Below are 26010 nucleotides of genomic sequence, written 5' to 3' on the forward strand. Positions count from 1 at the left end.
TCGTTAACCTCCACGCTGTAGGACAGCTCCGCCAACCCGAAGGTGCGTTCCAGTAATCCGGTGGTGGCCGGGCTCCAGCGCGACATCGCCCGCGAGCGCCGGCTGGCCCTGGTCCGCTACTGGGAGGCGAGTCCGCCCAGCCTCATCCAGGGCAACACCGACGACCTGGGCGGATTCATGGCCGGGCAGACCTCCCCGGCCGCCACGCTCCGCCGGATGCAGGAGCGTGCACACGACGAATGGGCGGCCTGGAGGCGCGACGAAGCATGAGTACTTCTATGACAGACCGGCGCCCGCCCGCCCTGGACGGCGCGGCGGCCGCATCCCGGGGCGGAACTCGGCGCCCACCCCTGTCGCGGAGTCGGCACACCGCGCGTGAGCGGATGCTGGCAGGCGGCTTCCTGGCCCCGGCCGTCCTGCTGGTCACCCTGTTCCTGCTGGCTCCCTTCGTGTGGACCGTCCACCGCAGCTTCTTCAGCGACTCGCGGACAACGCCGTTCAGTTGGTTCGACAACTACGCGCTGTTCGCGTCGGACCCGGCACTGTTCCGCTCCATCCAGAACACCCTGATGTGGGTGGTGGGTACGGTCGTCCTCCCGTTCGTGCTGGGTCTCGCCATCGCGTGCCTGACGAACTCCGGCCGCCTCTCGCGCCTCGCGCGGCTGTGTGTCGTGCTGCCCTACGCGCTCTCGGGGTCCGCGGTGGCGGTGGTGTGGAACTTCATGCTCACCACCGACGGCGCCGTCAACCAGATCCTGACCGCCCTGGGCCTGGACTCCCTGGCCCAGGGATGGCTGCTCACCTGGCCCGGCAACACCGTCGTGATGATCCTCGCCAACGCCTGGCAGGCGACCGGCGTGGCCGTCATCCTCTTCCTGGTCGGCCTTCAGTCCATTCCGCCCGAGACACTCGAGGCCGGTGCCCTGGACGGCGCGGGCAACTGGCAGCAGTTTCGGCACATCGTCCTGCCCCAGCTCCGACCGGTGTCGATCATCGTGATCGGGATGAGCCTGGTCAACGGCCTCAAGTCGTTCGACCTGATCTGGGTGCTCACCCAGGGCGGCCCGGGACGGGCCACGGAGACCCTCGCCGTGTCGATGTACAACGAGACCTTCCTGGAGATGCGGCCCGGCGCGGGAGCGGCGATCGCGGTCGTCCTCACCGTGATCGTGCTGGCCGCCTCCTGGCTCTACCTGCGCCGACAGCTCGACGTGAAAGGCGTGTGACGATGTCCCCCGGCCGATTCCTGCGCAACGCCACCATCGCGGCCCTGGCCGTGCTGTGGCTGATCCCCACCTGGCTCCTCGTGGTCAACGCCCTGGTGCCCGCCGAGCGTTACTCCGCCAGCCCGCACTGGCTGCCCCAGGACTTCGGACTGCTCGACAACATGTCCCAGGCCTGGGACCGGGCCAACCTCGGTCCGGCGCTCGGCAACAGCCTCCTGTACGCCGTGGTCAGCGCCGTCGCCGCGGCGGTGATCGCCGGCCTCGCCGCCTTCGCCACGATCGTCATGCCCGTCAGACGGCAGGCCCTGTGGTTCTGGGTGATCTACTCCGGCACACTGCTGCCTCTCCAGGTGTTCCTGCGGCCGCTGTTCCTGTCGTACGCCCACACCTCGCTGTACGACACCCAGGTCGGGCTCGTCCTGCTCTACACCGCGATCGCCATTCCCTTCGCGTTCTTCGTGATGCGCAACTACGCCCTCACACTGCCGCGGGAAGTGGTGGAGGCGGCGCGCGTGGACGGCGCGTCGTGGTGGCGCGTGTTCTGGCAGATCCACGTCCCGCTGACCCGGTCCGCCATGATCGCCGTGTTCGTCTTCCAGTTCGTTGCCGTCTGGAACGACCTCATGTTCGGCATCACCATGGTCACGAGCCGCAACATCCGGCCCGTCATGGCCGCACTCGCCGATCTCCAGGGCAACTACTCCAACGTCGGGCCGCCCGTCGTGCTGGCCGGCGCGCTCCTGGTGTCGTTGCCGACCGTGGTGCTCTTCTTCTCCGCCCAGCGCTTCTTCGTCAGCAGTCTCAAACTCCACCGCTGACGCCGCACGTCCCTCTCCCTTTCTCCTCAAGGTCGCGAAGGAACACACCCATGCTCCGATCGCTGTTCACCCGTGCCGCCGTGCCCGCCGTCTGCGCCGGACTCCTCTGGGGCGCCCTCCCGGCACACGCCCAGACGCCCGGACACGCCCGCCCCGTCTCCTCCGCGGACTGGGCCGACCGCGCCACCGCCGCGTACCGCGCCCTGCAGGACCACCTGTACGAGGGCTCCGACCAGCACGGCCTGTACCTGGAGCACACACCCCGGCAGGCGTCCGACCGGGAGCACTCCTACCTGTGGCCCTTCCGGGAGGCCGCGCAGGCAGCCGTCGACATGCAGGACCTGCCGCGCACCGGGCCCTCCTACCGGAAGGACGCGGCCGAGCGGTTCGCCACGGCCGAGCTCTACCACGCCTCCGGCGAGCGGCCCGGCTACGCGTCGTATCTGCCCGCACCCCTGGGCACGGGCGGCGACATCTACTACGACGATAACGCCGTGGTCGCCCTCAGCCAGCTCGACCAGTACGAGGCCACCGGGAACCGCGTGCTGCTGAAGCGGGCCGAACAGGTCGTGCCCGTCGTCTCCAGGGCCTGGGACGACGACCCCGCCAAGGCGTGTCCGGGCGGCATGGACTGGTACGACTCGCCGAACAACACCATCCGGGCCACCAACGTCACCGCCCTGTCGGCCCAACTCGCCGCCCGCCTCTACGAGCACACCCGCAACCGCACCTACCTCGCCAAGGCCGAGCAGTGGTACGGCTGGGTGTACTCGTGCATGCGCAAGGCGCCGGGCCTGTACGTCAACGACCGCGGCGACGACGGCAGCACCAACGAGACCCTGTGGACCTACAACTCCGGCGCCATGGTCGGCACCGCCACCGCCCTCTACCGGGGCACCGGTGACACCCGCTACCTGGACAAGGCCGTGGCGGACGCCCGCGGCTCACTGGCGTACTGGACCGAGGGGGACCGACTCCACGAACAGCCGGCCATCTTCAACTCCTTCTACTTCAAGGACCTGCTGGACCTGGACGCCGTCCGCCCCGACCCCGCCTTTCTGGGGGCCATGAGCGCCTACGCCGACAACACCTACCGCAGCAACCGGGACGCCGCCACCGGACTGTTCCGCTTCCAGCCCTCCAACGGCGGCGACTACGACCCCCAGGCGCCGGCCGCGACGCTCAACCAGTCCGCCATGGTCCAGATCTTCGCCACGCTCGCCGACGCCACCCACCACGGTCACCGCCCGCACCAGGGCGACCTGCCCTCCTGACCGTACGGCCCGCACCACCGCACCCCCGACGCAAAGGACACTCACGCACCATGCCCAAGCCACCGCTGACCCGGCCCTCCTGGTGGGACTCCGACATCGCGCGTGACCTTCTGCGCGAGCGCGTGGCCACCACGGTCGGCCTGGGGGACCTGCGGGTGCAGTTCTCGGGGGAACCCCTGCTGCGCCGCGACGCCACCGGCGGACTGCTCCAGTCCGTCCGGGTGGGCGTGCACCCCCGCGACAGCGCCGGCCCGCGACCACGCGTCACCCGGGCCCGCGTCACGACCGCCGGCGGCACCCCCGTCCACTGCGAGGTCTTCCCCGGACCAGGAGACGACACCCGTCTCCTGGTACCGGAGGTGGACGCCCCCACCCCGCTGCTCATCGAACTGCCCGAACTGGAGGAAGGCACCCGGCTCGCGTTCGAGGCGCGCCCGCAGCGCCACTGGACCCTGCACCTCGTACAGCACTCGCACCTCGACATCGGCTACACCGACCCGCAGGGCCGCGTCATGGCCGAGAGCCGCGCCTACCTCGACTCGCTCCTGGAACTGTGCCGCGACACCGACGACTGGCCCGACCCCGCCCGGTTCCGCTGGGCGGTCGAAGGCTTCCACTCCTTCGAGGACTGGCGGGCCAACCGCCCCCATCGGCAGGTGGAGACCTTCCTCGACCGGGTGCGCGAGGGACGTGTCGAACTCACGGCCATGCCGTTCAACCTCCACACCGAGACCTGCTCCACCGACGAGCTGCACGAACTCCTGCGCCCCGCCGTCGAGTTGCGCGAGCGGCACGGCATCGACATCACCACGGCCATGCAGACCGACGTGCCCGGACAGGTGGTGGGCCTGCCCGACGTCCTCACGGACCACGGCATCCGCTACCTGTCCGTGGCGCACAACTGGGCCGGACGCGCGGTGCCGCACCTCGTCGGCGGAGAGCACCTGCCGCGGCTGTTCCGCTGGGAGACACCGAGCGGCAACAGCGTTCTGGTCTGGCGCACGGACACCCCGCACGGCCTGGCCTACATGGAGGGCTCGATCCTCGGCTTCGACGAGTCCTACGACCACGTCGACGACCTGCTCCCCGCCTACCTCGGCGCCCTGGCCCGGTTCCCCTACCCCCACGAGGGACGCGGGATCCCCGGCTTCCCCGCCGTCGGCCTCCCCGGCACCGCCGACCCCTACCCCTGGGACGTGCTCCACCTGCGCGTGCTGGGCAAGTTCGCGGACAACGGCCCGCCCCGGCGGATCATCTCGGAGACGGTGCGCCGCTGGAACGAGCAGTGGGCGTTCCCGCAACTGCGGGCCTCGCGCAACCAGGACTTCTTCGAGGACGCCGAGAAACGCTACGGGGACCGTCTGGAAACGCACCGGGGGGACTGGAGCGACTGGTGGGTCGACGGCGTCGGTGCAGGCGCCGTACCGCTGGCGGCCACCCGCCGCGGGCAGGCCGCCCTCGCGGAGGCGCAGACCGTGGCCGGGTACGCCCATCTGATGGGCGTACCCGGCAGCACGGCCGTGACCGCAGGCGCACCGGCGGTCTACCGGTCGGCCTCCCTGTTCAACGAACACACCTGGGGCGCCGGCGACCCATGGACGCACGGCGACCACGGCCACGGGTCCGGCGAGAAGCAGTGGCACTGGAAGTACTCCCAGGCGATGCGCGCCCACGACGACGCGGAGACCCTCCTGGACGCCGCGGGCGCCCTGCTCGGCGAGGCCTTCGCCGCGTCCGCCGACGCGGACGCGTCCTTCTACGCCGTGAACACCTGCAGCTGGCCGCGCACCGAGACCGTACGGATCTTCCTGCCCGAGAGCACGGTCGGGCTCGGGGAGGCGGTCCAGGTCCTCGACGCGCGCACCGGCACGTCCCTGCCCTTCGCGCAGGAGGCCCAGAGCAACGACCGCCACCGCGCGGCCGGCCGCTTCCTGCACGTGCCCGTCGCGGACGTACCGGCCTGCGGAGCGGTGCGCCTGGACGTCGTCACCGGCGCCGAACCCCCGGTACGAGCGGGCGCGAGGAGCGCGGAGCCCGCCGATGCCACCGTCCTGGAGAACGAGCACCTGCGCGTCACCGTCGACCTGCGCGAGGCGTGCATCGCCTCCGTCGTCGACAAGCGCACCGGGCGCGAGATGGTACGGCAGGACGCCGCCATCGGCTTCAACGGCTACGTCTACGACGAGTACGCGACGGCCGGCGCGTTCAACCACCAGTCGAGCAAGACCGTCGCCGACGACTCCATGCACCTGCTCGCCTCACGCAGCTCCGCTCCGCCCGCGGCACTCGTCGAGCGCACCACGGACGCCACGGCACAGAGCCTGGTGTACGAATGCGCCCCGGCCGGCACCCGCAGGCTCCGCGTGACGGTGCGCCTGCCGCACGACGCGGCCCGCGTCGACATCGAGAACCGGGTCGACAAGAACGCGACCCTGACCAAGGAGAGCGCCTTCTTCGCCTTCCCCTTCGCCCTGGACGGCGCCACCGTCCGCACGGAGGCGACAGGCGGCGTCCTCGGCACCGATCGCGAGACCGTGCCCGGCTCCGCCGCGCACATGCGGGCCGTCCGGCGCTGGATCAGCCTGAGCGACGGCACCCACCACGTCGCACTGGCCACCGCCGACGCCCCGCTCGTCCAGATCGGCGGCATCGCGATCCCGTACGTCCCCTACCCGCAGTCCCTGCCGCGGGAGGAACCGGCCACCGTCTTCTCCTGGGTGCACAACAACATCTGGGACACGAACTTCCCCGCCCAGCAGGCCTTCGACCACGTCTTCCGCTACAGCGTGGGCTTCGCCGCCCCGGCCTCCGCGCAGGCCGACGAGTTCGCCCAGCGCCTCGCGGCCGTCACCTGCCACCCGTTGGTACCGGTGCGTGCCCGCGCGGAACCCGGGACCGCATCACCGGCCCTGACTCACTTCCTGACCCTGGAGGATTCCCGCGTGCGGCTCGTCGGCCTCACCGTTCCCGGCGAAGGCACGCTCATGGTCCGCCTGCAGTCACTGGCCGACACCCCGGTCACCTGCCGCCTGCGGACCCCCTTCGCCGTCGAGCGCGCCGTCCGCACCACCTATCTGGGCCTGCCTTCGCACGAGATCGACCGCGACCCCGACGGCGCCGTCCCGGTCGAGATACCGGCACTCGGAACGGCGGCGGTCGTCCTGCACCTGAGCCCTTCCACGAGCTGAGGCCAGACGCCAGGGTGCGCCGACAAGGCGCCGGTCCGGTGGCGGACGGCACCGCCCGTCGCGTGGCCAGCATGCCCTTCCCCGTCCCGGAGACGGGGAAGGGTCTGACCTTGGCAAGGGCGACGGATTGTCGAGCGTACCTATCGCCTGGCTCCAGCAGTTCGAACGACTCCACATCCGCTGGCAGATGCGCTCCGACCTTCATCTCGGCCGATCCGGCGGCTGTGACGCAAGCTGGCATGCATCTTCTACGCACCCAGCGCAACCGGCCCTCTCAACGGGCGCATGCTCACAACGGTCCAAGGGCTGCTCCAACGCGTCACGGCCAATCAGACACGCACTGAAAGGGCGGGATGTCCCAGGCGCGGGACCGTGACGTCGCAGTGGCGGGCCGGCGCACCGCCTCGGAGGTCAGCGGTTGGTCGAGGCGAGCTGCTGCGGCGTGTAGCGGGCGCCGTGGACGGTGTCGGGGCGGACCACCGCGTCCAGGGAGGCCAGATCTTCCTCGGTGAGCACCAGATCGGTGGCGGCGGCGTTCTCGGCGAGGTAGCTGCGGCGCTTGGTGCCCGGGATGGGCACCGCCCGCTGCGCGGCCACCCAGGCCAGCGCGACCTGGGCCGGGGTGGCGCCATGGCGCTCGGCGATGCCCCGCACGTAATCGACCAGTTTCAGGTTGGCGGCGATGTTCTCGGGAGAGAACCGGGGAAGCCCTCGGCGGGAGTCGTCGGGGTCCATGTCGTCCACGCTGCGGATGGCGCCCGAGAGGAAGCCCCGTCCGATGGGCGAGTAGGCCACCAGGCCGATGCCCAGGTCGTCCAGGGTCTGCTTGATGCCCGACTCCAGCAGGTCCCGGCTGAACAGCGACATCTCCGACTGCACCGCGGTGAGCGGATGCACCGCGTGGGCACGGCGGATCGTGTCCGAGGAGACCTCCGACAAGCCGATGTGGCGGACCTTCCCCGCCGCCACCAACTCGGCCATGCCACCGATCGTCTCCTCCACCGGGGTGTCCGGGTCGAGGCGGTGCATGTAATACAGGTCGATGCGGTCCGTGTTCAGGTGGCGCAGCGAGCGCTCCACTGCGCGGCGTATGTGTTCCGGCCGGCCGTCCAGCGGGCCGGGCTGTCCGTCGTCGGTGAAGTCGAGACCGAACTTGGTCGCCAGGACGATCTCGTCACGCCGGTGTCCCAGCGCGCGGCCCAGCAACCGCTCGTTCTCGAAGGGGCCGTAGGACTCGGCCGTGTCGAACAGGGTGATGCCGAGGTCCGCGGCCTGGTTGAGGGTGGCGACGGACTCCTTCTCGTCGTCACTCGCGCCGTACGCTCCGCTCATGCTCATCGCGCCGAAGCCCTGCGCCGATACCGTCAGTCCCTGACTGCCCAGTCGAACCGTATTCATGTGCCGTCTTTCCCGTCTCCTGTGGATCGCGCCGAGGGCGGTTACGTACTCGTGGATCCGCCTGATCCGGCATATGGCACCTTACACACCATGTACACGCGCCGATCGGCGGCGTGTGCCATCGTGTGCCGACATCAGGCCCGGGACGACACCGAGGTGTCCGCCGCGGGACGCCGGCGGCGGGGACCGCCACCCTGGCGCGGGGCACCCGCCACCTGCCCGACGACCACAACTGGGCGGACACCGCGTCGGCCGATTCGCCGAAGCGCCGCGGAGCGGACGTCCAGCAGCGCGTCGAAGAGCTTCGCCCCCTACGTCGCCGGCCGGAGACCTTGCCACCCTCGTCGGTGACGTGCACGGCATCAAAGTGCGGAAGTTCGACCAGCCCGGTCATGTCTCCGTTTTCGTAAGCGGCGCGGAAGGCCTTCAGGGCACGTAGCTGCTGAGTCTTCGGAGCCTGCGACGTGGACTCCAGCAGGTCGCAGCGGTAACACCGTTGCCCGTCGACATGGTTGCCGCGCGCCGGCCTTCGCCGGGCGGCACGCCACACGGGCCGCTCGGTGGCGGCGGCGCGAACGCGGGCCGGGACCGGATGCCCTGGCCCGCCCCGGCGTCGCGAGCGTCCCTTGGGCGGCCCAACACACGCACTCAGTGGGTTTGCCAACACGAACACACCATCTGATATGTTCGTTGTTCATAGAATCTCGAACATTAGAGGTCTTGCATGAACGACCATTTCAAGGACCGAGTCGTGATCGTGACCGGTGCCGGTACCGGTATCGGAGCCGCCTCCGCCGTGAGGTTCGCGGAGGTCGGCGCACACGTTCTGGCCGTCGGGCGGCGTGTGGGTCCGCTGCGGGAGACGGCAGACCGGCATCCCCGCATCGAGGTATTCGTGGCCGACGTCTGCGCCGAGGGTGCCCCTCAGGCCATCGTCGGGAAAGCCCTCGACCAGTGGGGGCGCGTGGATGTCCTGGTGAACAACGCCGGTGTGTTCGCCGGCATGGACCTGGAGCAGGCGACCAGCGAAGGAATCGACCGCATCTGGGCCACCAATGTCACGGCCCCGAGCCTCCTGTCAGCGGCCGCCCTGCCTCACCTGCGGGAACAGCGCGGCGCCATCATCAACCTGAGCAGCACCTTCGGCCATCGCCCCCTCGCGCATGCCTCCCACTACGCGGCATCCAAGGCGGCCATCGAGCACCTGACCCGTAGCTGGGCCCTGGAACTGGCCCCCGACGGGGTGCGGGTCAACGCGATCGCCCCTGGCCCCACCGAAAGCGAGGCGCTCGCCAGTGGCGGTCTGACCCCGGAACAGGTGGCCGAGATCAAGGCCGCGGAAGCCGCCCGCATCCCCTTGGGGCGCCGCGGCGAACCCGAGGAGTTGGCCGAGTGGATCACGCGGATGGCCGACCCCCGTAGCGCATGGATGACCGGGCAGGTCCTCACCGTGGACGGCGGCCTCGAACTCACCTGACACGGACATGCCCCCTCCGCGGACAACGGACTCTGCTCATGCCGAATCAGGCCGCGCTACCGCCCCGCCGCACCTGCGCGGGTCGGTTGCCGAGCGGTCCGCCCCAGATCATGACCGCATCGTCTGCTCGGCCATCGCCGAGCAGGCGAGCAGGAGCAACGATCTGCGCCCGTTCACGGGCTGGACGAACGGCGAAGTCCGGCTGGGGCAGGAGGGGGCGCCCGGTCGGCGCAGGCGCGGTGCCCGGACCGGCCCCTCAATGTGGAGGGGTCCCTCATGTTAGACTGGGGTCGTGATCGAGCGAACCGTGTCCCGCCCGCAGGACGCCCCTGCCTGACCGCGACGCCGTGATGCCCAGCGCAATCGCGACGCGATCGTGGTGGCCGCGCGCGTGGCCTTCGCCGAGGAGGGCTTGGAGGCCTCGCTGGAGGGAATCGCCCGTGAGGCCGGCGTGGCGATCGGCACGCTCTACCGGCATTTCCCCACCCGGCTCGCCCTGGTCGACGAGCTCTTCGCCGAGAAGTTCGCCTATCTGCTGGATGCCGCGGAGGTGTCGGCCGTCATGGACGACACCTGGGAGGGGTTCTGCTCGTTCCTGGAGCGCTTCTGTGAACTCCAGGCGTGCGACCGGGCCTTAACGCACTGGCCGGCGCTCACCTGCCCGCGGGGCGCAGCCGATGACCGGCTGCGCCCCCGTATTGCGGCCCGCGTTCGGGCCGTCGCGTCAGCGCTCGAACGCGAGCACCTGGTCCACGTGCCAGCGGTCCACGGCGCCGTGGGCGTACGGCGTCACGTCTGCCCAACGGCCGTCCACCAGGCGGAACGAGTGGTGACCGTCCCAGCGGTATTGCTTCTCGTGGTGCCCGGACCGGTCGTGACCACGGTGGTCGTGGTCGTACCGCCAGTCCCGGTAGTGGTCCCGGTGTCCGTGCCTGCCGTCGTCGCGTTCCCCGCGCAAGTCCCTGTCGTGGCCGTCACGGCTCTCGGGTCGCACGGACGAGGACACAAGGCGCCCGGGACCCTCCGAAGTCACTGCCGACGCCGTGCCCCCGGTGGTGAGGACGGCTCCGCCGGCGATCGCGGCAGAGGCGGCAACGACCGACATGCGCTTGATGAACCTTTTCATCGTGGTCTCCTGGGAGTTGATGGAACCGGAGGGGTTCCTCATGTTCAGATGTCGCCAGCTTACCTGAGGGGGCCCTCATGTTCTGTCCGGTGCCTGGTGAAGCTGCTCACAGGCCGCTTGGGGACGTGCGGCACAAACGCAGGTTTCTCGCGATCCGTCCGCGAGGCGCAGCGGCATGGAAGCGCGCCCTGTCAGCGCGGCTCGACGGGGATCTTGCGTGAGCGGAACCCGAAGCCTCCCCGGACCGACCCCGCGGACACGACGATCCGTCGGCCTCCGTTCGCACCGCGCCCTGTGTTCCATGGCCTGGCACGACATCGACCTCATGACCCACGTGTCGGACTGCCCCACCCTGTGTGCCGCGCGCAGCATGCTGGTGGCAGGTCGTCAGCGGAACAGCCGGCCGAACCTGCGAATCTCCTCCGTGAATATCTTCGGTTGTTCGAAGGCCGCGAAGTGCCCGCCTGCGCTCGCCTTGTTCCAGTAGACGAGATGGGAGAACGCCTTTTCAGCCCATGCGCGAGGCGGCGTGTAGAACTCCTTGGGGAACAGAGTGACGCCCATGGGAAGATCGATCTTCACGGCGTTCATGGTGATGTCGGAGTTCTCCCAGTAGAAGCGCGCCGCCGAGTCGGCTGTCCTGGTCAGCCAGTAGAGCGTGATGTCGTCCAGCATCTCGTCCATGGTGAGGACCGATTCCGGATTCTTGTTGCTGTCCGTCCAGACCCCGAACTTCTCGTAGATCCAGGCTGCCTGACCGACGGGGGAGTCCGCCAGAGAGTAGGAAACGGTCTGGGGCCTGGTCATCATCTGCAGCTGGTACCCGATTTCGTGCTTGCCTTGCGCGTCCAACTGCCTCATCGCGAGCTGCTCCTCCGGAGTGAGGTGCTTGAGGTCGAGGTCCGGCGGCACGATCTGAGGGAAGTTCAGATGGATTCCCAGCAGCCCCTTGGGCCGCAGGACTCCCAACTGAACGTTGACCGCCGCGCCCCAGTCCCCGCCCTGGGAAAGGTAATGGTCGTATCCGAGGCGCGGCATGATCTTGGACCAGGCTTTGGCCGTCCGTACACGGCCCCACCCCAGCTCATCCGGGTGGTCGGAAAATCCGTATCCCGGCAGGGACGGAGTGACGACGTGGAAGGCGTCTCGAGGGGATCCGCCGAACTCGGTCGGGTGCGTCAGACGCCGGATCACTTTGCGGAATTCCAGGACCGAACCGGGCCAGCCGTGCGTCAGCATGATGGGCATGGCGCCGGGGTGCGGTGACCTGGCATGCAGCAGATGGATGCTCACGCCGTCGATCACGGTGCGGTACTGCCCGAATCCGTTGAGCAGGGCCTCGACGCGGCGCCAGTCGTAGTGGTGCCTCCAGTACTCGACAAGCCGCTTGACTCGCCACAGCGGAGCTCCCTGCGACCAGTCGTCCACGAGTTCCTCGGTCGGCCACCTGGTCAGGTCCAACCGGTGCCGCAGGTCCTGCAGCATGCGCTCCGGCACGTGCAGTCTCATGGGCACGACCGATCCACTGGCGGGTCGCGGCATGGTCAGGCCCGGCGCCTCTGTTCCCGGCCCGGCCAGGGCCTCGGCCACTCCGGATGTCATCGCGGACGCGGCGGACCCCGCTCCCAGGGCACCCATGGCGTACAGCAACCGTCGACGGCTGAGATCGGCAGCTCGACTCGTCATGCGTTTTCACTCCAGTCGGTATGCGTGCGTCGGACAGCCGACGTCAGAACGGGAAATGGCCGGCTCTGATTCGTAATCTGTCTCGCGGGGATGGCCGAGACGATCACCCGTATGCGCAGGAAAAAGGCACCTGGCACCATCAAGGGTGTGTTCGTCAGTCATCGAACATCGCGACCGTAACACCAGGAAGTCGTCGATCGGTGGTCGAGGTGGCAGGGCTCACATGTCACACCGTGTATTCGCCGATGCGGAGATGTATTCGTCGGTGAGAGCGTCGTCACCCGCGCTTCGGAGGGTTCGGGTGAAGCCGGCCATGTTAGGTTGTTCGTTGTACGTCGAACGATGTGATCGACGTGAATCACGCAGGCTCCGTCGGTCGGAGCGCCGGCCGAGACGGGTGTTGTTCCCTGGCCCTGCGTGCACATCCCGACCAAATAGAGCCGTCCCGTGACGCTGCTGCCAGTCGTCCGCATTGTGTCGACCACCCACGGGCGCAACCGAGTTCCAGCAGAAGGAAAAATGCCATGAGTGACATCACCCCCGCCATCCAGGAGTTCATCTCGCGTGTCGTGCACGACGGGAGCAACTACCGCATGGACGCGATGGAGAAGCTCTACACGGACGACATGGCCATCCTCTTCCCGACCCGGGAGGGGGCGATCGCGGCAGCTCCCCGCAAGGAGGTCTTCGCGGAGTTCGCTGCTCGCGGCAGGGCGGGTGAGGCGCCCCTGTCCACGGAGTACGAGATTCTGCACCTCGAGGAGCAGGGTGACTACGCGACCGCGCTTCTCTACCGTCGGATGAGCGACGCCGCGGCGCCCTTCCTCTACGAACTGCGACTGCGGCGCGGCGGCGCCTACGGGTGGCTCGTCGCCGGAGAGACTGTCACACCGTGGCCCGATCCGAAGACGGCGGGCGCTTTCCTTCCCCCGCGGCAGGCAGCCTGAAGAGCTGCGGAAACCCCTGTTCAGGCGGATGCACAGGCAGGGACTGGTCATGGGGGTGCGGCCGAGATGGGGCTCGCGCCACGGCTTGAACGGTGTGGTGGAGGCCGGTACCAACCATGTGACAGCGTCCACCGACGCCGGTCGGCTTGAGCAGGGGCATCGGGAACGTCCCATCGACTTCCGTCAACGGCCGACACACCCGCGGCGAACCGCCTGCGCGACCCATCACTTCTCGACGAAGGAACACGCTCACCATGGATGCAACAGCCCACATCGGGGTCACCGGTCTCGGCGTCATGGGCCGTAACCTCGCCCGCAACTTCGCCCGGCACGGTTACACCGTGGCAGTCCACAATCGATCCGTGTCACGTACGCGAGCGCTGATCGAGGAGTTCGGGCACGAGGGCTCCTTCGTCCCGGCCGTGGACGCCAAGGAGCTCGTGGCGACGCTGGAGCGGCCGCGACGATTGATGATCATGGTGCAGGCGGGGGCTGCCACCGACGCGGTCATCGATGAATTCGCACCGCTCCTGGACGCCGGCGACATGATCATCGACGGCGGCAACGCCCACTTCGCCGACACCCGCCGCCGCGAGGAGGCGCTCCGCGACCGCGGTATCCACTTCGTCGGCGCCGGCATATCCGGCGGCGAGGAGGGTGCCCTGCACGGGCCTTCCATCATGGTCGGCGGGTCGGTGGAGGCCTACGACGTCCTCGGCCCCATGCTGGAGGACATCAGCGCCGAGGTCGACGGTGAGCCATGCTGTGCTCACGTCGGCAGCGACGGCGCGGGGCACTTCGTGAAGATGGTGCACAACGGCATCGAGTATGCCGACATGCAGCTTCTCGCCGAGGCATTCGACCTGCTGCGCCAGATCGCCGGGTACACGCCCGCGGAGACGGCGGAGATCTTCCGGACCTACAACCAGGGGCGGCTCAACTCCTATCTGCTGGAGATCACGGCCGAGGTCCTCGCCCACACAGACGCCCGGACAGGCGCCCCTTTCGTCGAGATCGTCGCCGACACGGCGGGCCAGAAGGGAACCGGCCGCTGGACCGTGCAGACCGCACTGGACCTCGGTTCGCCGGTCACCACCGTCGCCCAGGCCGCCTTCGCCCGATCCGCCTCCGGCCGGCACCACCTCCGCTCCGCCTACCGCGGCCTGCCGGGCGCCACCAGCGCGTCGCTCAGCCGTACCGAGGCCGAGCGCTTCGCCTCCCGCGTGGAGTACGCGCTGTATGCATCGAAGGTCATCGCCTACGACCAGGGCTGGACGATGATCCAGGACGCGGCCGCCGAGTACGGCTGGAAGACCGATCTCGCCGCCGTGGCCCGCATCTGGCGGGCCGGCTGCATCATCCGCGCCGACTTCCTCGACCGCATACGCGCCTCCTACTCAGCCAACCCGCACATGACCAGCCTGCTCGCGGAGGAACACTTCGCCCAGGAGATCGCCGAGGCCCAGGTCCCCTGGCGGGAGACCATCGTTTCGGCCGCACGTCGCGGCGTTCCCGTCCCATCCCTCGCCGCCGCACTGACCGCGTACGACACCCTGCGCGCCGAACGCCTGCCGACAGCCCTCGTACAGGGACAGCGCGACTACTTCGGCGCCCACGCCTACCACCGCACCGATCAGCCCGGCAGCTTCCACACGCACTGGGCGCACCCCGCGCGCCCCGAGACGCAGATCTAGTACGAAACGACGGCGGCCGCGTGCCAGGACCTGGCCCTGCACCGGATGAGCGTTTGCGGGCGCCTGGCCCGGCGCCGTTCTGTCACAAACCATCGGTTTGTGCTGTCTGGAGTTCGTACTCACAGTTTCGACGTACAGCGAACATCGAACGAAATGGGTTGCTTCATGAGCATCAACTCCGTTGACCACAACATCTCCGGGCACGTTGCGATCGTCACCGGTGCAGGATCCGGCATCGGACGGGCCACCGCTGTCGCCTTCGCCAAGGCCGGCGCCCACGTGCTCGGCGTCGGCCGTCGCGAGGAGCCCTTGAACGAAACCGCCGCGGCCCATCCCGGTGGCATCGACGTCATGGCCGTCGACATCTGCGAAGACGGAGCCCCCGCCAGGATTGTCAGTCGTGCCGTGGAGAAATGGGGGCGCCTGGACTATCTGGTCAACAATGCCGGCGCGACAGCGGTCATGCCGCTGGCCGAGACGGACAAGCAGGTGATCCTCGACCTGCTCGCGCTCAACATCGTCGCCCCGAGTCTGTTGGCTCACGAGGCTCTGCCACACCTGCGCCGGACGTCAGGCACCATCATCAACCTTTCCAGCACCTACGGCCACCGCCCCATGGCGGGCGGCGCCCACTACGCGGCGACCAAGGCGGCCATCGAGCAGATGACCAGGAGCTGGGCTCTGGAACTCGCCGGCGAAGGCGTTCGCGTCAACTCCGTCGCTCCGGGTCCCACGCGCACGGACGTCATGCTGCACGCCGGTCTCACCCAGGAGGCCGCCAACGACATGTACGCCTACGAGCGTGACCGGATTCCCACGCATCACATCGCGAGCGCTGACGAGATAGCCCACTGGATCCTTCGGATGGCGGAGCCCGCCGGGCGCCACGCCACCGGTCAGGTGATCACCGTCGACGGCGGACTGGAACTCATCTGATACCCCTGCCCCTGAGCTGCCCCTGGCCGGGCCTGGTCTCCGGGTGATTGGTGGGGCTCCGGAGGAGGGCCCGGCCGGGGGCGGCGTTGCCGTGACCGGTCGGCCTCAGGTCGCCACCGCGCACTGGCCGCGGTCCGCGGACCTCGGTCCCTCCGAGGTGGGACGGACGTCGAAGTCGAAGATCCCGGTCGGGAGGTACAGGGAGCAGCAGGCGTTCGGGATGTCGACGATTCCGCTGATGCGTCCCTCGATGGGGGCCGCGCCGAGGAGCAGATAGGCCTGCTCCCCCGTGTAGCCGAACCTCTTCAGGTACTCGACGGCGTTGAGGCAGGCGCGGCGATAGGCAACCGTCGCGTCCAGGTAGTAGTTGGTGTCGGTGTCGTGATCCACGGAGATTCCGATGAAGGAAAGGAATTCCGAGTACCGCGGCTCGACGTTGCCCGGCATGAAGACGGGGTTGGTGGTGACACCGTACTTCTCCATGCCGCCCTTGATCAGGTCGACGTGGAAGTCGATGTAGCCGCCCATCTCGATGGCGCCGCAGAAGGTGATCTCACCGTCTCCCTGACTGAAGTGCAGATCACCGCCCGAGAGCTTGGCGTCCTTGACGTGCACGGGGTAGAAGACGCGCGATCCACGAGTGAAGTTCTTGATGTCGTGGTTGCCGCCGTTCTCCCGCGCGGGAACGGTTCGTGCGCCTTCCCGGGCGACGCGTTCGGCATCCGATCCGGTCGCCTTGCCGGCGAGGGACTCATCGGGGTCGGGCGTCAGGCCCAGAGGCGGTATGCGGTCGGGGTCGGTGTCGATCAGGGCCTGCTCACGCCGGTTCCACCGTTCCAGCAACTCTGCGGACGGCGCGGTGCCGAAGAGGCCGGGGTGGGTGATGCCGGTGAAATGGACACCGGGAAGGTGCCTGGACGTCGCCACCTGCCCGTGGAAGTCCCATATCGCCTTGTAGGCGTCGGGGAAGTAGTCCGTCAGGAAGCCTCCGCCGTTGGCCTTGGCGAAGACGCCGGTGTATCCCCAGCCTTCACCGGGCGCGTCCCCGACCTTCTGTGGTACCGGCCCGAGGTCGAGGATGTCCACGACCAGCAGGTCTCCTGGCTCCGCGCCTTCGACGCCGATCGGACCGCTGAGCATGTGGCATGCCTTCAGGTCGACGTCGCGCACGTCGTTGGCGGAGTCGTTGTTTCCGATCTGCGCGTCGGTCCATTCGCGGCATTCGACGCGGAACTCGTCACCAGGGCGGACCATCGCCGCGTTGGGAACGTCGGGGTGCCACCTGTTGTGTCCCGGTACTTCCTGGTCACGCATCGAACGGGACTGGTCGACGCTGAAGATTACTTCAGGCATGTGAATTCCCCATGTTCTTCTGTGATGTGAGCGGCGATCGTCCCGCCGCGCCTAGCCGTGGCTCCCGGCCGGATGGCCCGGGGTGCCGTACTCCTGCGCGGGTGGCACAGGCCGCCTGTGGCGCAGTGCGAACCACAGCCCGCCGAAGGTCAGCACGCCGAACGCGCCCAGCGCGATCGCGATCTCGTAGTAGTTCTCCGCAGCCCAATAACCGGACAGCAGCAGGAATGCCGGAATGACGCCGGTCACCCAGCCCTCGATCGCGGTCACCCAGCCGATATAGGTCGTCAGGCTCTCCAGTTTCAGACCCAGGAGGAGGAAGAAGAGGAACCAGAGGAACGCCCAGTAGAGCCATATGACTCCGAAGGGCTGATCGCCGAACTGCCGGAAGCTGACGAAGGAATAGCCGAGAGCCACGATCGCCACAAACAGTGAGTAGTACCCCACGCCTGTGCTGTCGAGCCCCATCAGCAGCCCGATCCCTACGTACAGGTAGGTGAAACCGAAGAGGAATATGCCGGATGCCAGCAGGATTTGTTGGGCATTCTGGTTCGCGGCGATGATGAGGTAGGTGGGTGTCAGAACCTGAAGCCCGCCCACGAACAGATTGAAGACCGCGGCTGCCCGGCTGTCCACCTTTCCCAGGAGCATCAGCCCGTTCAGGAACAGCACCGCGCCCACGAAGAGAAGTCCGACATTGGCCAACTGAACGCACCTCCCGGTCCTCTGGGGAGGCAGTGGTGCCGAAGCCGCTTCACGCCCTTCCAAGAAGGGCTGACCGGTCGGTTCGGAACTTCCCCGTCAGGGTCGGGGAAGCCGGGCGTGGGCCGGATGAACTGGCCTCGGTGCTGCCTCCTTGGCAGGCCCCCGCGTGACCACCACGGGGTTTTCCCGAGACTTTTCCTCTCGCTCGCGCACAGCCGTGACCGCACGGGGCGTGAGGGCAGTTGCGGGCGCGGAGTACACGCGGCGAGACGTACTGGAGCACCGCGGGCAGATCTCCTCGGCCGATGCTGTGCCGATGGGCCGCTTCACGTCGAACGAACCGCAGCGGTCGCAGGAATACTCGTACGTCGCCATGAACTGTCTCCGCCGGAGAAGTCATCTCTCATTCAAGGGGACGCCCGCGACGACCGCGTGTCAAGACGGGCCGGCGGTGCCCCCGCACCGCCGCCCCTGGCGTGCGTCAGGGCGCGCCCGCGATGGCGCACGCGCGGCACGGGGGCCGGCCGCAGGTGCACTGCATGATGGCGTCCAGCACATCGCGGTCGTGGTAGAGGCACTCGTCGCGGCAGGTGTGGCGTGGGATGAAGCCCGCCTGCAGCTCGTCCGGCCAGGGCTCCTCGCCCTCCCGGCAGCGCACGAACCGCTCCGGATCCGTGGAGTGGAGCTGCTGCATGCCGTCCCGGGCCTGGCCCTCCAGGTCCCGCGTTTCGGCGACCACCGCCTTGAGCTGGTCGGCGAGACCGGAGAACCGGGTGTCGCCGGTCCTCACATGGGCGGCGCGTAGTGCCATGACGGCGTTGCCCAGGAACCGTCGTGCGTCTTGGAGATCAGTGACGTGGTGCAGCTGGATGCCGGTCACACCCCTGACCCACACGGCGTTTTCGCTCACTTGTCCCACCTTCCGGGCTGGGGTTGCCCCTCTCGTGCGCAAAGCTGCTCTTTCCAGCGAAACTAAATCCGCGATGCGTAGCCGTCCAGGAATTTGCTGGTGAAAAGCCTCACAAGGTGCATTTCGCGATCTCAGCCGAACAGCTCGTAGGTCGTCGGTGTGGCGGCGGGCCTCGGCGTGGATCTTCTGGAGTTTCGCGCAGAGGGCGAGGGGGGGCGGGGCGGGGGTGGCGACCTCGCCGGGGCGCACCATGGCGTCCGTGGCGGTCTCGAAGTCCGAGTAGGGGCCGGTGGCGACGGCGGACAGGCCGGCCGGGACGCCGGTGTGGGTGGCGGCGGCCGCGGTGACGGTGCCGAGGATGTCGCCGGGCTGACGAGGGTGAAGAGCATCGACCGGTCCAGGCCGATCCCGGCGATCCCGGCGTCGTCGGCCGTCCAGTCGAAGGGTTCGGAGTCGAGGGATCACATCCCGACGCAGTTGGCAGCGGTGTCCCGGAACCGGCCGGTCATGCGGTGGGTGATGTAGCCGGAGGAGGTGGTGACGTAGGCGGCGTCGGGCGTTCGCGCTCGTAGGGGCGGGAGACGCGGGCGTCCATTCAGCTCATGACGGGCTGGGCGAGGGTGCCGTCGGCCTTCGGCTCCAAAGACGCAAAGGGGAAAAAGGTGAGTGACGGACGAGAATAACCGGTGGCGAATTGACGCGCGGGGCCCGCACTCCGTGGCCAGGCCCGGCAAGGGTCTGGTGGATAGAATTACAGGTGCGGACGAGTGGCCTGGCGCGTCGGCCGGTCACCGGATCTCGGGGACGGAGCGGCATGATCGGCACCTTTCCCGCACGGGCACAAAAGCAGTACGGATCCGTCACCTGGTCGCTCCGGTGAGGGGTGCCGATGGACATGGCGGTGAACGACATGAGCCTGTACACGGGCCGGCCTTCCGGCCTGGTCGGGCAGCAGATCGCGGGCTACCGGATCGAGCATGTGATCGGCCGTGGCGGCATGGCCGTCGTCTACCGTGCCCGGGACCTGCGGCTGGACCGCACCGTCGCGCTCAAGCTGATCGCCCCGGAGCGGGCCCGCGACGACACCTTCCGGCGCCGCTTCGCCCACGAGTCACGGGTGGCCGCGGCGATCGACCATCCGCACATCGTGCCGATCTTCGAAGCCGGTGAGACCGACGGCGTCCTGTACATCGCCATGCGGTACGTCTCCGGCCAGGATCTGAGGGCCCTGCTGGACCGGGAGGGTCCGCTCCCTGTCGCGACCGCCTTGCGTATCGCCGTTCAGGTGGCATCCGCCCTCGACGCGGCCCACGAGCACGATCTGGTGCACCGGGACGTGAAGCCCGGCAACATCCTGGTCGCCGCGGGCACCGACAGCGACCACCCCGAGTACATCTACCTCACCGACTTCGGACTGACGAAGAAGTCGCTGTCGCTGAGCGGGTTCACCGCCGCGGGCGAGTTCGTCGGCACGCTCGACTACATGGCGCCGGAACAGATCTCCGGCCGGCCGGTCGACGGACGGTGCGATCTCTACAGCCTCGCCTGCGTCGTCTACGAAACCCTCGCCGGCGGTCCGCCCTTCCAGCGTGACGAGGACGTGGCGCTGCTGTGGGCGCACCAGTACGACCAGCCGCCTCGCCTGACCGAGCGGCGGCCGGGAATCGCGCCCGCTGCCGCCGATGTCCTGGCCAGGGCCCTGTCGAAGGTCCCCGAGGACCGCTACGACTCCTGCCTGGAATTCGTGGCGGCGCTGCGTGACGCCACCGGGAGCGGCGCCGTCCTGGGCGCTCACGCACCGTCCCTCGCGGATGCCCGGTCTCCCGGCGGCGTGCGGGGCTCCGAGCCGCCTCCGGAGCCTCCGGACTGGGCCCGGCCGGTCTTCCGGGGCCCGCCCGGGCGGCCGTAGACCGCTCCGGCTCCGCTCGTCGAGGTGCGGGTGGCTCCTCTCGTTCACAGTCCGAGCGAGATGGCGAGGCGCGTCAGTTCCGCCGTGCTGTTGATGCCGAGCTTGGCCCGGATGCGGCGGAGGTAGGCGTCGACCGTGTGCTTGGAGAGTCCCATGTGGCGGGCCGTCTGCAGATAGGTGCGTCCGGCGGCGATGTGCCGCAGCGTCTCCTGCTCGCGCGGAGCCAGCGTGGGGGCGGGGGCTTCGACGCGCGGCGTGGCGATGGTGAGGCTCATGGAATTCACTCCGATGGGTCGGCTCGGCATCCCTGCTCACGACCTCGGAAGCGGGTGACATATGCCGTTATGTCGCTTTTTGTCCCTGTGCTGAAAAGCCTGACCTCGCGACTTCATGACGGCGTCCGCGGACTGTCACAGGCGCGTCACAGGGGCGCGGCGCGGCTTCGGAACCCGACGCGGGGCGAACTCAAGGGGTACCGCAGTAGCCGGCCAGGGACTGCTCGGCCCAGATGGTCTTGCCGACCGGCGCGTGCCGGGTGCCCCAGCGCTCGGCGAGCTGGGCGATCAGCAGCAGGCCACGCCCTCCCTCGTCGAAGGTCCGGGCCCGCCGCAGATGCGGGGCGGTACTGCTCGAATCGGAGACTTCGCAGATCAGCGTGCTGTTCTCATGGATCAGCCGCAGCTGGATGGGCGGCCGGCCGTAGCGGATGGCGTTGGTGACCAGTTCACTGACCATGAGTTCGGTGACGAAGGCGGCTTCGTCGAGCCCCCAGGCCGTCAGCTGGTCGGTGGTACGCCGACGGGCCAGCGCGACGAGGGAGGGATCGGGCGGCAGCTCCCACACGGCGACCCGGTCGCCGTGGAGGACCCGGGTGCGGGCGACGAGGAGCGCCACGTCGTCCTCCGGACGGTGGGTCAGAAGTCCCGTCAGCACCCGGTCGCAGACCGTCTCCAGTGTGGCGGCGGGACGGGCGAGGGCCGCGAACATGCTGTCCAGGGCGTCGTCGACGTCGTGGTCACGGATCTGCAGCAGACCGTCTGTGTACAGGGTGAGGATGCTGCCCTCGGGAAGTTCGGTCTCCACGCTCTCGAAGGGCAGGCCGCCCAGTCCCAGAGGCGGGCCGGCCGGGACGTCGAGGAGGTACACGGCGCCCTCGGGGGAGACGACGGCGGGTGGCGGATGGCCGGCCCGGGCGATGGTGCAACACCGGGACACGGGGTCGTAGACCACGTACAGGCAGGTGGTGCCGATTCCCCCGGCGGCGTCCCCGGCGCCCTCCGGGCCGGCCTCGTCGGCGGAGAGGTGGATGATCAGGTCGTCGAGGTGGGTGAGCAGCTCGTCGGGCGGCAGATCGACGTCGGCCAGGGTGCGCACCGCCGTGCGCAGCCTGCCCATCGTGGCGGCGGCGCGCATGCCGTGGCCGACGACGTCGCCCACGACCAGGGCCACCCGTGCGCCGGACAGGGGGATCACGTCGAACCAGTCGCCGCCCACGCCGGACTCGGTACTGGCCGGCAGGTAGCGGGAGGCGATCTCCAGTGCCGACTGAACCGGGAGCGACTGCGGCAGCAGACTGCGCTGCAGGGCCATGGTGTTGGTGCGTTCCCGGCTGTGGCGGCGGGCGTCGCGCATACTCACCGCGGCCCTCGTCGTGAGCCGCTCCATCAGGCGCAGGTCCTCCGGTCCGAAGGGCTCCGGGCGCTGGTGCCGACCGAGGACGGCCAGGCCGACAGTGGTTCCGCCGGAGCGCAGCGGCACCGTCATGACCGAGTGGACGCCGTGCTCGCGGATCCAGGCGGCCCCGGGGTCCCGCGCCACCCAGCGGGCGATGACCGGGTCGTTCGTCGCGTGGACGGCGCCGCGGCCCGCGGCCAGGCACTCGGCGGGCGGTGACAACGCCGGATAGACGGTCGTCCCGCCGACCCCGACGGGCGACTCCGGGCTGCCTTCGAGGACCGACCGCACCGCGGTACGGCACATCGTGACCGGCTCCGCCACGGGGTCGGAGTACGGCTCGTTGCCGCTCGGGGGCGGGTCCAGCAGGTCGACGGCCATGAAGTCCGCGAGCCGGGGGACGGTGACGTCGCACAGTTCCTGCGCGGTGCGGGCGCTGTTCAGGCTGGTGCCGATGAGGGCGTCCGCCTCGGTCGGCAGGGACGTCTGCTGCCGGGCACGCTCGGCTCCGGCCCGGTCGTGCGCGGCCAGGCACACGCCTCGCACCCGGCCGTCAGGGCCCCGCAACGGGGTCAGTGACGTCTGCCAGCCCTGCTCGCCGCCCGTACCCGCGCGGTGGACGAAGGCATCCACACGCTGGGACTCACCCGTCTCCAGCGCCAGGCGCATCCTGCGTTCGGTCTCTTCGCTCGCGGGATCCGGCGCGATGTCCGGCAGCCGCAGCCCACGCATCGCGGCCTCCGGAAGGGACAGCGCGCGCTCCATGCGGGCATTCGCCCGCAGCAGTCGCAGGTCCGTGTCGAAGATCGCCGTGCGGCAAGGGGACTGGGTGAACGCCCATTGCTCCATGGGTTCACTCCAGGGCGTGCGGGGCCTGCCCGGTACGGGGGACACCACGAGCCACTTGGCGCCCTCGCCGGTGGGCGTCCAGTGGTGCGCGAGGAGTTCGACGTCCAGCCGGTGGCCGTCGCGGTGTCGCAGTGCCACGGTGCCGTTCCACCGCTCCTGGCCCGACGGGATCCGTCGCGTCGTGGGCGTCCCGGTGCCGGCGTCGGCGAGCAGCCGGGCGGCGGGCAGCCCGATCACCTCGGAGGTCGCGTAGCCGAGCAGCCGACGGGCACTGTCGCTCCACCCGGTCACGATGCCCTGCTCGTTGATGGTGGCAGTCGCCGTCCCGGCCGGCTCACGGGAGCGGTCCGAGTCCAGCGGCCCCTCACCGGAAGAGACGGGAAATCGTTGCATCGCCGCTCATCTCGCCCTCGTCAGCTCCTTCTTCCGCCGTTCCTCACGGGGACCCGCACGCCTAAGGGCTCCACTCACCAGCATGATTTAGCGGGGCCGGGAGCACCAACGCAGTGCTGCCGCGCGGACATGTCGCGCGGTGCTCGCCGGGGTCGCGGGGCGGTGGCAGTGGGGCTGGGTAGGGTCGCGGTGGGGGCGGCCGCCGGGCGGTGAAACGGGCTGAAAGTTAAAATTCAGACATGGCGGAGCGGTCCGCGACAGCCGATCGCGCCAGCACTCCTCCTCCGGACCGAGTGGCTTCCGGGCCCCCGGCATCACGCGAAGCAGCGGAAGTGGAAGACATGGCCACCCCCGACGCCGACTTCCTTCCGACCCACGTCATACCCAGTGACGGACTGGCTGCCTGGGAGGCTCCCGACGTCTCCCGGCCGACCGTGCCGCTCGACGCGCTGCTGCCCGTCCAGCTCGTCGAACGGCGTGGTGACTGGGGACGCATCGTGTGCTTCAACGGCTGGTCGGCCTGGGTCGACGGCCGTCTGCTGGTCCCCGTGCCGCAGGCCCCGCCCCTGTCCGGAGCGCCGCCCGCCCGCTCGGCCGACCTGCGCCGGCTGCTCGCCCGGGTGAAGGACGCGCTCAGCCGCTACGGGCAGGCCACCGACGATCGGGCGGCGGGGAGGGCCGACGGCGAGACCTTCCGGAAGCAGACCCAGGGGTTGCGGGCCGGGGTGGTCGTCGACGGGGAGGAGGCGTGGCTCTACGACGTCGAGCAGGAGCGCTGGATGTACTGCGACGGCGCACAGATCGACATCTACGCGGTCTCCTCCGCCCCGTCCGCCGAGGAGGCGCCGCCGCCGGCGCAGGCCTCCGGTGAGGCGCCGAAGCGAACGCAGATCGTGGACCGGCCGGGGGAGTCCTGACGGGCGGACCGGGCGGTTGAGCTTGGGCCTGATGGCGCCGGAGCGCACAATGAGATCAAGAGCACAAATTCACATGAGGTGCCCCGAAGCGTCGACGGGGTCCTTCGATCCGCGCGACTCCTACGTCCGGCGGGAGGTGAAACCGTGAGCTCCGGACCACAGTCGGAACGCCCTTCGGGTCCGCCCTCCGGGCCTCTCACCGGCCGCCCCTCCGGCGAATCGGCGGGCCATCCGCCACCGCCGCCCCCACCCGGCGGCCGGGGGCCGGGTGGCCCGCCGTCCGGCCCGGACGGCCCCCCGCGGGGTCCGGGTGGGGCGAGTGGTCCGGGCGGCTCGGGTGGTGACGCGGACCGCCCCAAGCGGCGACCCGGCGGGGGAGGGGGCAGCCCCTGGCGGCGGTCCGTGCCGCGGATCATGGCGGTCACCGCCGTGGCGGCCGCCGTGGGTCTCGTTGTCGTCTTCACCCGCCCGGGCGGCGAACCGGCGGAGGCCGCCGAGGTCATCCTGCAGCCCACGAGTTCGACCGGCCCGGACCCGTACACCCCGTCGACCGCGAAGACGACCTCGTCGTTGCCGCCTGCCGCGCCCAGCACACCTCCGCCCAAGGACAACGCCATCCGCAGCGTGGCGGGATCGGAACCCGGCCTTTACGGGGGAACCCTCAACACCGCCAGTTGCGACGTGGAGAAGCAGATCCGTCATCTGACGTCCGATGGCGACAAGAACAAGGCCTTCGCCTCGGTTCTGGCCCTCCGGGAGCCCGCGGTCGCCGGCTATCTGCGCTCACTGACCCCGGTACTACTGCGTTCCGACACCCGCGTCACCAACCACGGCTATCGCGACGGCGCGGCGACCAGGTACCAGGCGGTGCTCCAGGCCGGTACGGCCGTCCTCGTCGATGGCCACGGCGAGCCGAAGGTGCGTTGCGCCTGCGGCAATCCGCTCACCCGTGCGGTCCCGCAGAAGACCGCGCCTCAGCAGAAGGGGACTCCGTGGGCCGGGTACCGGCCGCAGAACGTCGTGGTGGTCAACCGCTCCGCCACGGAGATCAAGGAATTCGTCATCTTCGACGCGCGGGACCGGAATTGGGTCCGCCGCGACTCGGGTGACCACGGCGACGCCGACCAGAAGACCACTGCGCCGGCCAGGCATTGGCCCCTGCCGCCGAAGGAGCCGCCGGCGAAGGAACCGGGGGACAAGGAATCGCCGGGCGAGCAGTCGCCGGACAACAGACCGGGGCGTGACGACTCCGAGCCGAAGCCCGAAGAGGACTTCGAGCCCAAGCCCGACTACGACTCGCCGGAGCACAGGCCCGACGACCCTGGAACCAAACCTGACAAGCCTGAGCAGAAGCCGGACCAGGACAAGCCTGAGCAGAAGCCCGAGGACAAGCCTGAGCAGAAGCCTGAAGACAAGCCTGAGCAGAAGCCCGAGGACAAGCCTGAGCAGAAGCCCGAGGACAAGCCTGAGCAGAAGCCCGAGGACAAGCCTGAGCAGAAGCCCGAGGACAAGCCTGAGCAGAAGCCCGAC

The 26010-nt window shown here is 69.3% G+C and carries 21 protein-coding genes and 1 pseudogene; 13 read left to right on the forward strand and 9 right to left on the reverse strand.

Going from position 1 to position 26010, the window contains the following annotated elements; translation table 11 throughout:
• The first annotated feature begins 42 nt into the window (after positions 1 to 42).
• Genes AB0O67_RS00330 through AB0O67_RS00350 form a run of 5 tightly spaced genes read left to right on the forward strand, consistent with a single transcriptional unit; the run spans position 43 to position 6506 of the window.
• On the forward strand, positions 43 to 270 hold the full coding sequence (locus tag AB0O67_RS00330; RefSeq protein ID WP_365443611.1) for a hypothetical protein: 228 nt from the start codon (positions 43 to 45) through the stop codon (positions 268 to 270).
• A gap of 8 nt (positions 271 to 278) precedes the next feature.
• On the forward strand, positions 279 to 1226 hold the full coding sequence (locus tag AB0O67_RS00335; protein ID WP_365443614.1) for a sugar ABC transporter permease: 948 nt from the start codon (positions 279 to 281) through the stop codon (positions 1224 to 1226).
• A 2-nt stretch (positions 1227 to 1228) separates the two neighbouring features.
• The gene (locus tag AB0O67_RS00340; RefSeq protein ID WP_365443617.1) at positions 1229 to 2044 is read left to right on the forward strand and encodes a carbohydrate ABC transporter permease; all 816 of its coding nucleotides are present in this window, start codon (positions 1229 to 1231) and stop codon (positions 2042 to 2044) included.
• Positions 2045 to 2094: 50 nt separating this feature from the next.
• Entirely contained in the window at positions 2095 to 3318 is a 1224-nt protein-coding gene (locus AB0O67_RS00345; RefSeq protein WP_365443620.1) for a glycoside hydrolase family 76 protein, read from the forward strand.
• Between the two features lie 50 nt (positions 3319 to 3368).
• On the forward strand, positions 3369 to 6506 hold the full coding sequence (locus tag AB0O67_RS00350) for a glycoside hydrolase family 38 C-terminal domain-containing protein (protein WP_365443623.1): 3138 nt from the start codon (positions 3369 to 3371) through the stop codon (positions 6504 to 6506).
• A gap of 411 nt (positions 6507 to 6917) precedes the next feature.
• On the opposite strand, the gene AB0O67_RS00355 is transcribed toward AB0O67_RS00350, so the two are convergent.
• A complete protein-coding gene (locus AB0O67_RS00355; RefSeq protein ID WP_365443626.1) occupies positions 6918 to 7904 on the reverse strand; it encodes an aldo/keto reductase in 987 nt (328 codons plus the stop codon).
• Positions 7905 to 8628: 724 nt separating this feature from the next.
• Between AB0O67_RS00355 and AB0O67_RS00360 the strand changes: the two genes are divergently transcribed.
• Positions 8629 to 9381 (forward strand): SDR family oxidoreductase, encoded by a 753-nt coding sequence (locus tag AB0O67_RS00360; RefSeq protein ID WP_365443629.1) that lies wholly within the window; start codon positions 8629 to 8631, stop codon positions 9379 to 9381.
• Between the two features lie 379 nt (positions 9382 to 9760).
• Positions 9761 to 9880 (forward strand): annotated as a pseudogene (locus AB0O67_RS00365) (helix-turn-helix domain-containing protein); the annotation flags it as partial.
• 225 nt (positions 9881 to 10105) lie between these two features.
• On the opposite strand, the gene AB0O67_RS00370 reads toward AB0O67_RS00365, so the two are convergent.
• Both AB0O67_RS00370 and AB0O67_RS00375 read right to left on the reverse strand, forming a co-directional pair.
• The gene (locus AB0O67_RS00370) at positions 10106 to 10507 is read right to left on the reverse strand and encodes a hypothetical protein (protein ID WP_365443632.1); all 402 of its coding nucleotides are present in this window, start codon (positions 10505 to 10507) and stop codon (positions 10106 to 10108) included.
• Positions 10508 to 10894: 387 nt separating this feature from the next.
• The gene (locus tag AB0O67_RS00375; protein WP_365443635.1) at positions 10895 to 12097 is read right to left on the reverse strand and encodes an epoxide hydrolase family protein; all 1203 of its coding nucleotides are present in this window, start codon (positions 12095 to 12097) and stop codon (positions 10895 to 10897) included.
• 620 nt (positions 12098 to 12717) lie between these two features.
• On the opposite strand from AB0O67_RS00375, the gene AB0O67_RS00380 reads away from it, so the two are divergent.
• The 3 genes from AB0O67_RS00380 to AB0O67_RS00390 all read left to right on the forward strand — a co-directional run bounded on the left by AB0O67_RS00380 (position 12718) and on the right by AB0O67_RS00390 (position 15770).
• Positions 12718 to 13140 (forward strand): hypothetical protein, encoded by a 423-nt coding sequence (locus AB0O67_RS00380; RefSeq protein WP_365443638.1) that lies wholly within the window; start codon positions 12718 to 12720, stop codon positions 13138 to 13140.
• 254 nt (positions 13141 to 13394) lie between these two features.
• Positions 13395 to 14834 carry an NADP-dependent phosphogluconate dehydrogenase gene (gndA, locus tag AB0O67_RS00385; protein ID WP_365443641.1) on the forward strand — a complete coding sequence of 480 codons (1440 nt, stop codon included), beginning with the start codon at positions 13395 to 13397 and terminating at the stop codon, positions 14832 to 14834.
• 99 nt (positions 14835 to 14933) lie between these two features.
• Entirely contained in the window at positions 14934 to 15770 is an 837-nt protein-coding gene (locus AB0O67_RS00390) for an SDR family oxidoreductase (RefSeq protein WP_365443644.1), read from the forward strand.
• A 105-nt stretch (positions 15771 to 15875) separates the two neighbouring features.
• Here the strand turns inward: AB0O67_RS00390 and fmdA are convergent, their stop codons facing one another.
• The 4 genes from fmdA to AB0O67_RS00410 form a co-directional block, all read right to left on the reverse strand.
• On the reverse strand, positions 15876 to 17123 hold the full coding sequence (gene fmdA, locus AB0O67_RS00395) for a formamidase (protein ID WP_365443647.1): 1248 nt from the start codon (positions 17121 to 17123) through the stop codon (positions 15876 to 15878).
• 51 nt (positions 17124 to 17174) lie between these two features.
• Positions 17175 to 17828 (reverse strand): AmiS/UreI family transporter, encoded by a 654-nt coding sequence (locus AB0O67_RS00400; protein ID WP_365443650.1) that lies wholly within the window; start codon positions 17826 to 17828, stop codon positions 17175 to 17177.
• A 96-nt stretch (positions 17829 to 17924) separates the two neighbouring features.
• The gene (locus tag AB0O67_RS00405) at positions 17925 to 18203 is read right to left on the reverse strand and encodes an FmdB family zinc ribbon protein (RefSeq protein WP_365443653.1); all 279 of its coding nucleotides are present in this window, start codon (positions 18201 to 18203) and stop codon (positions 17925 to 17927) included.
• 106 nt (positions 18204 to 18309) lie between these two features.
• Positions 18310 to 18738, reverse strand: coding sequence for a hypothetical protein (locus AB0O67_RS00410; RefSeq protein ID WP_365443656.1), 429 nt, complete (start codon positions 18736 to 18738; stop codon positions 18310 to 18312).
• 889 nt (positions 18739 to 19627) lie between these two features.
• On the opposite strand from AB0O67_RS00410, the gene AB0O67_RS00415 reads away from it, so the two are divergent.
• Positions 19628 to 20647, forward strand: coding sequence for a serine/threonine-protein kinase (locus AB0O67_RS00415; RefSeq protein ID WP_365443659.1), 1020 nt, complete (start codon positions 19628 to 19630; stop codon positions 20645 to 20647).
• 44 nt (positions 20648 to 20691) lie between these two features.
• On the opposite strand, the gene AB0O67_RS00420 is transcribed toward AB0O67_RS00415, so the two are convergent.
• Together AB0O67_RS00420 and AB0O67_RS00425 are read right to left on the reverse strand one after the other, a co-directional pair.
• Positions 20692 to 20922 (reverse strand): helix-turn-helix transcriptional regulator, encoded by a 231-nt coding sequence (locus AB0O67_RS00420; protein WP_365443662.1) that lies wholly within the window; start codon positions 20920 to 20922, stop codon positions 20692 to 20694.
• Between the two features lie 190 nt (positions 20923 to 21112).
• Complete coding sequence (locus AB0O67_RS00425) at positions 21113 to 23563, reverse strand: SpoIIE family protein phosphatase (RefSeq protein WP_365443665.1); 2451 nt, start codon at positions 23561 to 23563, stop codon at positions 21113 to 21115.
• Positions 23564 to 23904: 341 nt separating this feature from the next.
• Here AB0O67_RS00425 and AB0O67_RS00430 point away from each other — a divergent pair, with 341 nt between their 5' ends.
• Both AB0O67_RS00430 and AB0O67_RS00435 read left to right on the forward strand, forming a co-directional pair.
• On the forward strand, positions 23905 to 24480 hold the full coding sequence (locus AB0O67_RS00430) for a hypothetical protein (RefSeq protein ID WP_365443668.1): 576 nt from the start codon (positions 23905 to 23907) through the stop codon (positions 24478 to 24480).
• Between the two features lie 414 nt (positions 24481 to 24894).
• A partial coding sequence (locus AB0O67_RS00435) for a DUF6777 domain-containing protein (protein WP_365443670.1) occupies positions 24895 to 26010 on the forward strand: 1116 nt, incomplete at its 3' end.

Origin of the sequence: Streptomyces sp. NPDC086077 (assembly GCF_040686175.1) — a bacterium.
Taxonomy (GTDB): domain Bacteria; phylum Actinomycetota; class Actinomycetes; order Streptomycetales; family Streptomycetaceae; genus Streptomyces.